We start from the raw sequence: 12,619 nt of genomic DNA on the forward strand, positions 1-12,619 counted from the left end.
AAATCACCGAAAATTTAGGGAGCTCGGTGTGTAAACAAAAAGTATTTCCCTAAAACCATTTTTTTACTGAAATGTTAATCCACCATCGCTCTCATAATTTAAATTCTAAAATCAAAATAAAATGGCGAAATATTCAAAAAAAGCTGGCGAGAAAGTAGAACAGGCCATGCACGAAGAAAAGAAAGGCACATTAAAAACGGGCTCAGGAAAAAAGGTTACCTCTAAGAAACAAGCAATAGCAATTGGCCTCTCAGAAGCCAGAAAGGATGGAGCAAATGTCCCGAAAAAGAAATAGAAGCTATATCCATAGAAAACATAAGCTTATCTCATTAGGTGTACTATGTTGTTATGTGGTTCCGAAATACCAGCCAGGCTTCCGAGCTGCACAGCCACTATTGCCCCTTGGGATTTGTATGGACTAAGCACTCACAATTGTCCACGCCGACCTGTGCTTATGATTTATTTACAGTAAAAATTTCGACTGTTCTTGTTACATTGCATAATAATTAAGTCAAATCACAACTAGATTATAATGCAAAATTTAGAACAAACCTTTCGCTGGTTCGGTCCTAACGACGAAGTTACCCTAGCAGATATTAGTCAAACTGGAGCAACAGGCATTGTTACTGCCCTCCACCATATCCCCTGTGGAGAAGAATGGAGCGTCGGGGAAATCATCAAAAGAAAAAAAATGATCGAAGACGCTGGTTTAACGTGGTCTGTGGTAGAAAGTGTTAATATTCACGAAAGTATTAAAATTGGTGAGCCAGAGCGGGATCATTACATCGCGATCTATATTAAATCTCTAGTTAATCTTGCCCAAAATGGGTTAAAGGTGGTGTGCTATAATTTTATGCCGGTATTGGATTGGACTAGAACCAATCTCGATTATCGTTTAAAGAACAATGCAAGTGCATTAAGGTATGATGCCATTGCTTTGGCTGCTTTTGATCTCTATATTTTAAAAAGGGGGGAAGCTTTTGAAAGCAACACTCCTTATGAGCAAGAAGTAGCAAAAAAATATTTGGATGGTTTAACGAAAGCAGAGATTGATCTTTTAACCAACACCATAATGGCTGGTTTGCCGGGAACAGACGAAGTGTTTACGGTTGAAGAATTTAAACATCATCTAAAGCGGTATGCCCAAGTTGACGCTAGAAAATTAAAAGAGAATTTATCCTATTTCCTCAATGCGATTATGCCGGCGGCCGAAAAAGCCGGAATTAAAATGTGTATCCATCCGGACGATCCGCCCTTCCCAATTTTGGGTTTACCAAGAGTTGTATCCACTGAATCAGATTTAACCGATATTGTAAATTTTGCCCCATCACCAAGTAACGGGCTTACATTTTGTACAGGTTCTTTGGGCGCAAATCCTGCTAATGATCTTCCTGGAATGGTTGAACGTTTGGGAACACATATCCACTTTGTGCATTTAAGGAATGTCCAGCGTGAAGGCAATGGAAGTTTTCATGAAGCAGAACATTTAAGTGGAAGTACAGATATGTATGCAGTAATGAAAAACATTATTTTAGAGCAGCAAAAACGAGAAAAACAAGGTAGGAAGGATGTAGCTATTCCGATGAGACCTGATCATGGACATAAAATATTAGACGATTATAACCGAAACACCTATCCCGGATATTCAATAATTGGACGGCTAAAGGGCCTTGCAGAACTCCGCGGACTAGAGCTGGGGATTAAGCGGTCTATCATAGAATGATACATAATCGAAATTACATCAACTAAACATTAGAAAACTACAATACATGGATAATCAATTTTCTTTAAAAGATAAAGTAATCGTTTTAACAGGAGGAACGGGCATCATTGGCAAATCATTCATAAAGGGAATAACTGCGGCTGGCGGTACCGTATGTATTTTGGGCAGAAATGAGCAGGTTGCCCGTTCCAGAACAGAAGAAGTGATTAAAAATGGGGGCCGAGCCCTTGCATTGATTGCAGATGTGCTGGATGAAGTAGCGCTCGAAAAAGCAAAGGATAAGGTGCTGAATGAATTTGGAAGAATAGATGGCTTGGTTAATGCTGCGGGAGGGAATATTCCGGAGGCGATTATCCAAAAAGACGATGATATTTTTGGGATCAACATGGATGGTATGCGCAAAGCGATGGACCTTAATCTCTGGGGAACGTTGTTGCCTACGCAGATTTTTGGAAAAGCCATGGTCGATTCTGGTAAAGGAAGTATTGTAAATATCTCATCGATGAGCTCAAAAAGGGTAATCACACGGGTATTGGGCTATAGTATGGGCAAGGCAGCGATTGATTGCTACACCCAATGGTTTGCTGTAGAGTTGGCCAATCGCTTCGGTGATAAGGTAAGGATGAATGCGATCGCTCCTGGGTTTTTTCTTACCGAACAAAATCGGGCGCTTTTAACAAATACAGATGGTTCTTATACCGAAAGAGGAAATTTGGTGATTAAACAAACTCCATTTAAACGTTTTGGTGCAACAGATGAGTTAATCGGCGCCCTACAATGGTTGTTGAGTGATGCCTCAGCATTTGTAACCGGCACGGTAATAAATGTAGATGGGGGATTTTTTGTAAATAGTGGGGTTTAGTAGGAACTAGTCGGCTAGCGTTTGGCGATAAGCGTAAGGGGTTGTGTCAACGCTTATCGCTCAACGCCACACGCTTTACCCCCTAATGCGGTGATAAATAGTTTCCGTTGCCTTCGCCTCATCGCCTTCTGGCGAAATATTAAATGCACGTATTAAAAACTGATCAGGATTGATGATTTCTAACTCTGTTCTCCAGCCCCATGGTTCGGGTATACCAGGGCCACTATAACTGCCAAGTACACTAAATCCATTACCGGTTTCTTGGCCTTCCGAATGCATAATTCCCGTTCCCATGTGGAAGGTATCAACCCAACTGCATTGGCATTTCTGGTTACCCAGATCATAACCCCATAACATTTTGCCCTCGTATGGCTTTCCTTCTAAAGATCCTTGGTAGGCATAACTCAAAAACCTGCCATCCATGATGATTGATATCGTTGCCCGCATAGGCGACTCGTCTGCTAAAATATCTTTCTCAAACCAGGTACGGGTATTGCCGTCCCAACTTCCGGCTAAGCTCGCCAAACGCAAATGCTGACCGCTTTCTTTAGAAATTTCGAATTTACTTTTGCTCATCAACACTAAAATAAAGAATTTATTTAGCTTTGACAATCTTTAGAAGCTTTGACAATCTTTTAAAGATTGTCAAAGCTAGATATGAAAATAAAAGCTAAGCTCGCCTTTCTGTATATATTTTTTTGGATAGCCTGTACTCCAGCACCAAAAATAGAGAAGTCTGATCGGGCTGTGCCAGAAAAAGAAGAAACCTATGTAAACCCTGAATTAGGCTGGTCTATCAAAATCCCTAAAGGTTTTAAATCATTAAGTGATAACAGGGTAAAGCAGAACGAACAGAAAGGGAGGGATGCCATTGCAAAGGCAAATGGTGCAAATGTGAAAACGGCTAGTTTGATACACTTGGTGAATTTTCAGAAAAATCAGTTCAACCAGTTAGTTGCTACACTTCAACCGTATAATCAGAGAAAAAATGGGCCTTATGCCGAAAGCAATAGATTAACGAACAAAGCAATTTTTGATGCTTACGCAGGACAGAAAATTAAAATAGACACCGCCTCAGGTAAAGAAATTTTGGGTGGCATGCCATTCCATACTTTTTACATTAAATTATATGGGCCAACGGGTGATGTAGTGATGAACCAGTTAATTTTTTCGAACCTTTTACAGGGAAACGATTTCAGCGTTACTATCAATTATAACAATGAGGCAGATAAAAAAGCAATGCTGGATGCTTTCAAGAATTCTTCTTTCTGACCGCTATAATTTTTTAACTTCGTCTCATGTCATCACATCATATTGTAAGAGAAAAGCAGGAGCCCGCATTATACATTCATCATCTTGGAAATTTTGACGAAGAGCATTTGGGTCAGCTTTTAGAATGGAGTCCAACACTTTTGGTGGCCTCAAGCAATTATGAAAAAGCCATTTCACTGGGATTGAAAGTTGATGCGGTAATTGGGAAAGAGGAGAACGTAAATATCCAAGAAAACACAAAGTTCATATTTTCGCCAAACGATGATCTGGTAACAGCGGTTCGATACCTGATCTCAGAAAAATATCCAGCGGTTAATATCATAAGCAACGAAGATAAATTTGATGATTTGGCGCACCTGTTATACGATATCAACATTGTGCTATTTACAGAAACCACCAAAAGCTATGCGATAAAACCCGGATTTAGCGTTTGGAAACCAGCTGGCACGATCTTTAAAATTGATATTATTTCTTACTTCGAAACATCCAATTTGAAGCAAGACGAAAACGGTGATTTTGTAGTTATAAAAGATGGCTTTGTAAAACTTGATTTTAGTACACCCTTCTTATTTTTGAGCGAATTGTTATGATCCTATTAAGAAAAGCAAAGGAAAAAGATCTACCGATCATCAGCGATTTGGCCGAAAGGATTTGGCCCCATACGTATAGTGCCTACATCAGCCCTGTTCAGTTAAGGTATATGTTAGATCTGATGTACAATGAGGGAGAACTCTTATCGCAATTGCAAAAGGGCCATACGTTCTTGATTGCCGAAGAGGAAGAAAAAGAAGTTGGTTTTGCGAGTTTTTCGATCATCGATCCCGAAAATAAAGTATATAAACTTCATAAAATCTATGTCTTGCCAGAAATGCACGGCAAAGGTGTAGGTAAAATCTTGATGAACGAAGTAGTAAACTTAGCTATCCGCAGTGGTGGAAAAACATTGCAGCTTAATGTAAACCGAAATAATAAAGCAAAAGATTTTTACGAAAGGGCAGGTTTTAAAATAAAAGAAACCGTTGACCTAGATCTAGGCAACGGCTTCTTTATGAACGATTATGTGATGGAATTAACGCTGGGCTAATTTTGGAATCCGTGTTGGGGTATCAACACCTTTAACAATACTTACCGCACTTTTTGCGATCGCTTTGATGGTTGATAGAATATTCTCTACATCAAGTGTTTCATATTCATCTTTATTAGTGTGATAAAATTTATCAATATCTATTTGGTCGGTACTTATGGTATGTGCCGGTACGCCAAGGGCAGCTAATGTTGCATTGTCGCTCCGGTAAAATAAGTTCTGAGCTGGATAAGGATCGGGATGGAATGTAAATTCGGTTCCTTCAAGGTTTTTCTGTAAGATTTTACCAAAATCAGATCTCTCATATCCCGTAATAAATGCGGTGTTCTTGCCAAACTTGCTGTCTTTTCCAATCATTTCAATATTAAACATTGCAACAACATCATCAGGATTTAACTGCTGAGAAAAATAACGGGCGCCGTAGCCACCAATTTCTTCCGCGGTAAAGGCAACAAAGATCAAGGTACGCTCATTATTGTTCAGTTTTTTATAGTACTTGGCTAAGGCTATCATCGCTGACGTGCCCGAAGCATCATCATCGGCTCCGTTCATGATACTATCACCCTCTTTAGGCTTCACAATGCCCAAATGATCATAGTGCCCTGAAAATATAACCATTTCTTTAGCTTTGGATTTGCCAGGAATAATGCCCGCTACATTAAACAATGGCATTTTAACAAGTTCACTTTTAAGCGATACATTAAAATTTCTAGCCACGGTATCCACATCTAATACCATTACAATCGCTCCGGGTTTAGCCGAGGTTAGATCTTTTTCGTCAACTGGTCTGCTTGGTATTGTTTTTAATCGGTTAAAGGCGTCCACAAATTTAACATCAACCAAAACCAGCTGTTTTTTGCCACTCCTGGCTACGGCCCGGTATTGATCCATAAATGGTTTTTCTGGATCAAATTTAATCCATCCATCAGCATTGGTATTATCAAAAGATAGCTCCGCACTATTGTTGCCCAAAACAACAATGTGATCATCAGCGATCGATTTACCATCAATAGAAACCTGCGTAGCATTTAATTTTAACTGATATTTATAAAATGTTTGTCGGTAGCCTGTGGCGCCAGTTAATGGTTTGAGGCCAACTTCCTTAAATTCGTTCTCAATAAATGAGGCTGCTTTGTCTATCCCAGGGGTGAACGTGCCCCTGCCCTGCATGTCGTCACTGCTCAAACTCTTAATCAGGTGGTCTACATATTCTTTGGTAATTACATCACCTTTGGTACTCAATCCCTTTTGTGTAGAACAAGAAGTTATTGTCACGCCAAGAGCCGCAACTAAAATTAAGGTTTTAAAGCTTTGCGTAATCGCTGTCTTACTTTTCATATTTTAAATTTCAATTAATATTTTCTTGGTTAATTTATTGTTTTACTTGTGATTTTAACCAGGCATCCCTAAAAGCTTTCATTGTTAGGGTTAGCACACCACCGGTTTTTTCTATAGGGATTAGCTCTAATGTTGGGTTTTCGGCAAAAGTAAGTTTGGTGGCTTTTTCGTCGCCATGGTATATATACCTAATGGTAATTACATCCCCAGGTTTATGCGAATCGGTAACCTTGGTAATTGCAGCCTGATCTTTGATATCTATACCATCCATCGTTAACAAGATATTATCTATATCTAATCCGGCAGCGTAGGCAGGTGTGCCCATTACGGTTTGGCCAAGCGTTGCTTTTTCTTTATCGATCGTTACCCTTCCTAAACCACTGTATGCCTTGCCTGGAGATGCTTTGCGCAGAACGAAGCCTGCATTAAGCAATAAGGGTTCGTAATTTTCTTTTGCAGTTCCATAGACGTAATTTTTAAAAAAAGAATGAGCAAAAGCCTCGTTTTTTGTTAACAACCCTAAGGTTTTTTCTAAATCTGGAATGGTATAAGGGATTTCGGTTTTTCCATAAGATTTCCATAACGCTTTCATATAATCATCAAGCGTTAATTTAAAGTCGGTTCTAAGGCGAAGATCCAGGGCAAGGGCAACCGCCGCACCATAAGTATAATAGGATGTGAAGATATTGGCTTTGTTGGTTAGGTCGATGGCTACACCCGCATCTGCAAATACAGCATATCTACTTGCCTGCAAGGGCGAATAATTTTTTGAGGCAGGCAAATTCAAAACGGCATTGATCAGGCCACTAAAAGTTTGTGCCACGTTATCTACTGTTCTAAAATCAGCTCTTGCCAACAATAGATTGCCATAATATTGCGTAAATCCTTCGGCTACCCAAAGGCCATCTGTAATATTGGCGTGCTCGAAATTAAAGGGCTCTAATCCTTTGGGTCTGATGCGTTCAACATTCCAACTATGGAAGTATTCGTGAGAAAATGTGCTCAATAATGCTAGCTCGTTTCCTGAAATCTTTGGTGTTCGCTGCACAATGGAAGTAGAGTTACGGTGTTCCATTCCATCTCCGGCATAATCTGGATATACATCAAGTAAAAAATAATAGTTTCCATAATCATAGTTAGGATATTCTCCATAAACCGCCATATGCTCTGCAACCATTTTTTTGAGCATAAGGGCATAATCATCAATGGTTTTTTGATCGTCGTTAGAATGTGAAACTAAATGGATGGTTTGTACCTTGCCATCTGGGTTTCTAACCTCAAAACTAGCGGTTTTAAAAGCGGCAATCTCAATTGGACTGTCCATAAAATACTGCAGGTTGGGTGCGGTATATAAGTTTTGTTTCACCTCCATTTGTGTGGCTATCTTCCAATCTTTCTTTTCAGGGATATTAATTTTCAGGGTCCTGGGCAGTTTATCCATCCCGATAGGAAAAGCAAATGTCGCCGGAATATTTAAATGTGCATGGTTTTCGTCTATACCCGCGTAGGTCCCGTCTATCCAATCTCCAAATAAGGTGTAGGATATTTTAGTGTATTTACGGGGATTTGAAATTTCGTACACATCTCCCGCCGTCTGGTTTATTGCCACTTCTTTTCCGTCTGGACCTACTGCCTTTACATTGTAGATATTTTTGCCAAACTCATGCGTAGCATACCTTCCTGGAGACGAACGGCTCATCCTAAATCTTAATGGCCCATTTGGGGCAGCAGAAACAACCATGTTAATTTCGGCTTCGTGGTGTATGGCATTAGGGAAACTAATCTCATAATAAACAACGGCATTTTCTTGGGCTTTTGCGTGCGACAAAAAGAAAAACAGCCCCAAGCACAGTATAATTTTCTTCATAAATTAAAAATATGCCGTTAAGTTAAGGCTATTCGACAAATAAGCGGAAATTGTGTGCAAATTATTACGTAGAAGGATAGTTTAAACGTAGCGTCAGCAGAGAATTTGCGTAAAGACCCCAACGATTCGTAGCAACAATCTACCAAACATTTCTATGAGAATTGTACAGAATAGATCAATAAGTTGAGACCCTATCCAACTTAACGGTGTAGGATAATACCGTGTATGATGCAAATTTTCTTTAGGAGATCTCACTTGAATTATCTTCAAAAGATTTTCTCTTTAAATCATTCTTTCGCCTCTCGATTTCTGTACTCACGCGAGTTTCATGCACTCCATCAGTTGCTTCAATCTCAAAATCGCGGTCTTTAGTAGAAACATGAACCTGTGCGATTTCTATATTTTCAATGGCATAATCATATGGACCTCTGCTGCTCATCAGTTTTACAAAAACAGGCAGGCATTCAAAAAATATAAAAAGTAATCCTATAAAAGTAATGGCGATAGCCGTATTCAGGTCTCGTGTACCATCTATATTCCGCCCTAACTGGCCTAAAGCCCAATTGCGATCTGCAAAGCCTGCGATGCTGCTCAGGCTGTCCAATTGCTTTGTGGTATATAGCTTTTCGGTCATTAAGCCATCAAATTGCTTTCTCCCATCCACAAATTTTTCCATTTGGCGCACATCCCTAGTTAAGGTGTCTAAATTCTGTTCGCGCTGTTTAAGTTCGGCTTCCTTTCTTTTGGCATAGGGACCATATCCCATTACACCAGAAGTTTCGGTGGTTTTATTGCCGAATATCTCAAAGTTTAATTTTTGTCTATCGGCTTTTATGGTAGCGGCTAAGGAATCGCGTTCTGCTTTGGCTTCATTTAATTTGCCAATTTCAATGGCGTATTTATTATCGAAGGCTTTATTTAGGGTGTCAATTTTTGAACGCTGGCCATTGAGGTAGCTAACATTTAGGCGCTCTTTAATTTCTTTGTCGAAAATTTTCAGTTCCAGAGGTCTAGAAATAACCATTCCGATCATTATTGCTAATAAAATCCGAGGGGTAGCTTGCCAGATTTGTTTATTTGTACTTGCATTTTTATTTATGCTAGAAACGATGTATCGATCCATATTGAAAATAGCTAAGCCCCATATCAAACCAAAAAACAGCGCAAATAGCCAGGCAAAGTCTCCTCCCTTAAAAACAAAATACATGGCATATCCGCCAGATAATGCCGCAAATAAGCCCGTAAAAAAGATAGTGGCACCAATACCTATGTATTTATTGAGTTCTGTTGGATGTTTGTCTAGTGTACTAAGATGCGTACCGGCGCAGAAACAAAAAAAGCGGGAGATGCCATTCATGGGAAGCAAATAAATCAAGATTTAATATTAAACGCTCAAGGGCGTAACTTGTTACAGCAAATCATGACAGCTAACGTTTTTTTTTAAGCAAAGAGCATGGAGCACGGAGAAACAGCAACCATCGCCATGCTCTCTGCTCTTCGCTCCATTCTAAAATTCTGTGCGTACCCTAACTCCTTACTCTCAACTTCAATTTTTTATGTTATTTCTCAAACCTTGTTTTCGTATATTTGTAAAAAATAGATTATCATGAAAGAAATTTCGGTACAAGAACTAAAGCAAAAAATAGATAACAAAGAAGATTTTCAATTAATCGATGTAAGGGAAACCTTCGAATATGAAACGTCTAATCTTGATGGATTGAACATCCCATTAGGCGGCATTTTAATCGAAACTGAAAAAATTGCCAAAGATAAGCCAGTAATTATTCAATGCCGTAGTGGTAAAAGAAGTGCTGCGGCAATTATGCAGTTAGAGCAAATGCATGGCTTTGACAATCTGTATAATCTTAAGGGAGGCATTTTGGCGTGGCAAGACGCATACGATCCTAATATGCCGGTATATTAATGCGGTAAGCGTTTGGCGGTAAGCCACGCCGAACGCCAAACGCTAATTTAAAAATCATGGGTAAAAGAATAGCGCTAAACGTATTTTATAATTTATTATTGATCCTATCTGTTTTCGGAATGATCTGGGCCTACCAAAATAACAGCTTGTTAATTGTTGCTTTCTTTGGGGCGGCCTTTGTAGCCATCCTGTATTTTAAGATCCAGTTGGTTAAAGATGTTAGGAAGAGTATTAAGAAATGAGATAATTGGGTAATGCGATAATTAGCTAATTATCGCATCATCAAATAGGCAATTGCTTCCCCCGGTTAATCCTAATCCGGGCAGATCGTTTAATATATACCGTCCATCTTTAATCGGGGGATCATCAAATGGATTGTTTTTGGTGAGCCATGGTCCATCCAGATCAGCCCAATCGCACAGTGGGGCTAATGCAGCGCCGGCCAATGTGGCGATCGAAGTTTCGCTCATGCACCCAATTAAGATCTTCATTCCAAAACTCCTTGCCTTTAAAATCATTTGATGGGCTTCATACATCCCTGCACTCTTCATCAATTTGATGTTAATTCCGTGATAAGCTCCCTTTAAACTGTCTAAATCAGCAATTCGCTGTACGGCCTCATCGGCCAAAATAGGTATTGGGCTACGTTGCGTAAGCCAGGCATTGCCCTCCAGATTATTCTTGTCCATGGGTTGTTCTATAAGCAACACTCCTTGATCATGCAGCCAGTAGCACATGTCTATTGCTTGTTTTTTATCGCTCCAACCTTGATTTGCATCAACATACAAGGGCAAGTTGCTCACGCTCCTTATGGTTTGGATCAGTTCTTTATCATTGTCGCGGCCCAGTTTAATCTTTAGTACTTTAAACCCTTGGGCATCAGCCACCTTTTCTTTTATCACCTCTGGAGTGTCTATGCCAATTGTATAAGACGTAATTGGCATTTTTGCGGGATCAGCTCCATAAATGGCAGCGCAGGTCTGGTTTAGGATCTTTCCATTGAGATCATTTAGCGCAATATCAATAGCGGCTTTAATGGCAGGGTTTCCGGGTGCAATCTCATCTAGGTAATGGTGGATAGCGCCAAAATCAAACGGGTGTTTAAATCTGCTCCAATCCACTTTGCCTAAAAACTCAGATGCAGAAGCTTGGCTCTCGCCCATATAAGGTACCATGCTCGCCTCGCCATAACCCATATAACCCTCATAATCTAGCTTCAACAAAAGTATTGGGGTACTGGTCCTTGTAAATTTAGAAATAGAAAAAGGATGTTTTAGCTCTAATTCGAACTCCTTGCAACTTATTTTCATTTATTATCGTCTTGTTAATATAGTCATCGGATGACTCATCCGATGAGGCTTTAAATTTTATCATTATGGAAACTATTTCAAGATTACGGTATTTTCTTTATTTATCCATACTAATTGTTGGATGTACCACCGGAAAAAATGCATTGCAAAAAGGAAATTACGATGCATCAGTTAATAAAGCTGTAGACAGATTAAAAAGTTCGCCAAAAAACACAGAAGCAATGCAGGTTTTATCAACAGCTTACGAACTTGCATTAAGAGATCATTTAAGAAAAATTGATGAAGCTAAGCTCTCTTCTGATGTCTTACGCTGGGAATATATTTTAGCAGATTACCAGCAGATAAATGAGCTGAGCGATGAGATCAACAGTTGCCCTGCCTGTATAGCAATAGTACCGAACGCGCAGAAATTTAGTGCTGAGGTTGAAGAAAGCAAATATAGGGCAGCAGAGGTTCGCTATGCATTGGGAATCAATTTATTGAAAGAAAATAATCGCGTTAGTGCAAAGCAGGCGTATTATGATTTCGAAAAGGCCCAACAGCTTAATCCATCATTTAAAGATGTGAAAACAAAAATGGATGAGGCCTATTGGGCAGCAGTGTTAAGGGTTGTGGTACAGCCAGCAAAAGTTAATAGCGCATATTACAGGTTAAGCAACCAGTATTTCCAACAACAGGTAGACGAATTTATGAGAAATTACCAAAGAAATAAATTTGTGTTGTTCTATTCAGAGCAACAAGCATTAAACCAAAAAATAAATGCCGACCAAATTTTGAGCTTAAATTTCGACGATTTTGTTGTTGGACAAACCTACGTGAAAGAAAAAGTAGAAAAAATGAAACGAGATAGCGTTATTATTGGGCAAACCCGCCAGAATAAGCCAATATATGGTACAGTTAGTGCAAGGTTTAGCAGTTATGATAAACAAATTTCTTCTTCAGGCTTGCTAAGTTTAAAAATAACCGATGGGATAACCGGCAAAATTATTAAACAACAAAGGTTATCAGGAACCTATGTATGGAAAGATACTTGGGCAAGTTATACAGGTGACGATCGGGCATTAACCAGCTATCAATTAAAAATGGCCTCCAAAAGAGAGCTCATGCCTCCTTCTCCAGATACTTTATTTACAGCTTTTACACAGCCCATCTATGCCCAACTGGTAGATGAAGTGAATTATTTTTATAGTCTAATTAGTCGTCCGTCAGGAGTCTGAAGTCTTGAGTCTGTATAATGAT

14 protein-coding genes are annotated in these 12,619 nt (G+C 39.4%); 9 read left to right on the forward strand and 5 right to left on the reverse strand.

The window, feature by feature from the left end; translation table 11 throughout:
- Positions 1-121: 121 nt before the first annotated feature.
- From AC6H0V_RS15805 to AC6H0V_RS15815, 3 genes are all read left to right on the forward strand, one after another.
- The gene (locus tag AC6H0V_RS15805) at positions 122-295 is read left to right on the forward strand and encodes a DUF6496 domain-containing protein (protein WP_497561165.1); all 174 of its coding nucleotides are present in this window, start codon (positions 122-124) and stop codon (positions 293-295) included.
- A 237-nt stretch (positions 296-532) separates the two neighbouring features.
- The gene (gene uxuA / locus AC6H0V_RS15810; protein ID WP_497561166.1) at positions 533-1,723 is read left to right on the forward strand and encodes a mannonate dehydratase; all 1,191 of its coding nucleotides are present in this window, start codon (positions 533-535) and stop codon (positions 1,721-1,723) included.
- Positions 1,724-1,769: 46 nt separating this feature from the next.
- Positions 1,770-2,585, forward strand: a complete 816-nt coding sequence (locus tag AC6H0V_RS15815) for an SDR family oxidoreductase (protein WP_497561167.1) — start codon at positions 1,770-1,772, stop codon at positions 2,583-2,585.
- Between the two features lie 75 nt (positions 2,586-2,660).
- On the opposite strand, the gene AC6H0V_RS15820 is transcribed toward AC6H0V_RS15815, so the two are convergent.
- Complete coding sequence (locus tag AC6H0V_RS15820) at positions 2,661-3,161, reverse strand: DUF1579 domain-containing protein (protein WP_497561168.1); 501 nt, start codon at positions 3,159-3,161, stop codon at positions 2,661-2,663.
- Between the two features lie 81 nt (positions 3,162-3,242).
- Here AC6H0V_RS15820 and AC6H0V_RS15825 point away from each other — a divergent pair, with 81 nt between their 5' ends.
- Genes AC6H0V_RS15825 through AC6H0V_RS15835 form a run of 3 tightly spaced genes read left to right on the forward strand, consistent with a single transcriptional unit; the run spans position 3,243 to position 4,941 of the window.
- Complete coding sequence (locus tag AC6H0V_RS15825) at positions 3,243-3,857, forward strand: hypothetical protein (protein WP_497561169.1); 615 nt, start codon at positions 3,243-3,245, stop codon at positions 3,855-3,857.
- A gap of 26 nt (positions 3,858-3,883) precedes the next feature.
- Complete coding sequence (locus tag AC6H0V_RS15830; protein ID WP_497561170.1) at positions 3,884-4,447, forward strand: thiamine pyrophosphokinase; 564 nt, start codon at positions 3,884-3,886, stop codon at positions 4,445-4,447.
- Positions 4,444-4,941: a GNAT family N-acetyltransferase gene (locus AC6H0V_RS15835; RefSeq protein ID WP_497561171.1), complete on the forward strand. Its 498-nt coding sequence runs from the start codon at positions 4,444-4,446 to the stop codon at positions 4,939-4,941. The genes AC6H0V_RS15830 and AC6H0V_RS15835 overlap by 4 nt, the downstream gene beginning before the upstream one ends.
- Here the strand turns inward: AC6H0V_RS15835 and AC6H0V_RS15840 are convergent.
- The 3 genes from AC6H0V_RS15840 to AC6H0V_RS15850 all read right to left on the reverse strand — a co-directional run bounded on the left by AC6H0V_RS15840 (position 4,927) and on the right by AC6H0V_RS15850 (position 9,503).
- Positions 4,927-6,279 carry a M20/M25/M40 family metallo-hydrolase gene (locus AC6H0V_RS15840; RefSeq protein ID WP_497561172.1) on the reverse strand — a complete coding sequence of 451 codons (1,353 nt, stop codon included), beginning with the start codon at positions 6,277-6,279 and terminating at the stop codon, positions 4,927-4,929. The genes AC6H0V_RS15835 and AC6H0V_RS15840 overlap by 15 nt on opposite strands.
- Positions 6,280-6,313: 34 nt before the next feature.
- The gene (locus AC6H0V_RS15845; protein WP_497561173.1) at positions 6,314-8,146 is read right to left on the reverse strand and encodes a M61 family metallopeptidase; all 1,833 of its coding nucleotides are present in this window, start codon (positions 8,144-8,146) and stop codon (positions 6,314-6,316) included.
- Between the two features lie 241 nt (positions 8,147-8,387).
- Complete coding sequence (locus tag AC6H0V_RS15850; protein ID WP_497561174.1) at positions 8,388-9,503, reverse strand: DUF4407 domain-containing protein; 1,116 nt, start codon at positions 9,501-9,503, stop codon at positions 8,388-8,390.
- A 249-nt stretch (positions 9,504-9,752) separates the two neighbouring features.
- On the opposite strand from AC6H0V_RS15850, the gene AC6H0V_RS15855 reads away from it, so the two are divergent.
- Together AC6H0V_RS15855 and AC6H0V_RS15860 are read left to right on the forward strand one after the other, a co-directional pair.
- Positions 9,753-10,070 carry a rhodanese-like domain-containing protein gene (locus AC6H0V_RS15855; RefSeq protein ID WP_497561175.1) on the forward strand — a complete coding sequence of 106 codons (318 nt, stop codon included), beginning with the start codon at positions 9,753-9,755 and terminating at the stop codon, positions 10,068-10,070.
- Between the two features lie 56 nt (positions 10,071-10,126).
- On the forward strand, positions 10,127-10,312 hold the full coding sequence (locus AC6H0V_RS15860) for a DUF6358 family protein (protein WP_497561176.1): 186 nt from the start codon (positions 10,127-10,129) through the stop codon (positions 10,310-10,312).
- 21 nt (positions 10,313-10,333) lie between these two features.
- On the opposite strand, the gene AC6H0V_RS15865 is transcribed toward AC6H0V_RS15860, so the two are convergent.
- A complete protein-coding gene (locus AC6H0V_RS15865; RefSeq protein ID WP_497561177.1) occupies positions 10,334-11,380 on the reverse strand; it encodes a dipeptide epimerase in 1,047 nt (348 codons plus the stop codon).
- Positions 11,381-11,445: 65 nt separating this feature from the next.
- On the opposite strand from AC6H0V_RS15865, the gene AC6H0V_RS15870 reads away from it, so the two are divergent.
- The gene (locus tag AC6H0V_RS15870) at positions 11,446-12,597 is read left to right on the forward strand and encodes a hypothetical protein (protein WP_497561178.1); all 1,152 of its coding nucleotides are present in this window, start codon (positions 11,446-11,448) and stop codon (positions 12,595-12,597) included.
- Positions 12,598-12,619: the final 22 nt, after the last annotated feature.

This window comes from Pedobacter sp. NO84 (assembly GCF_059703915.1).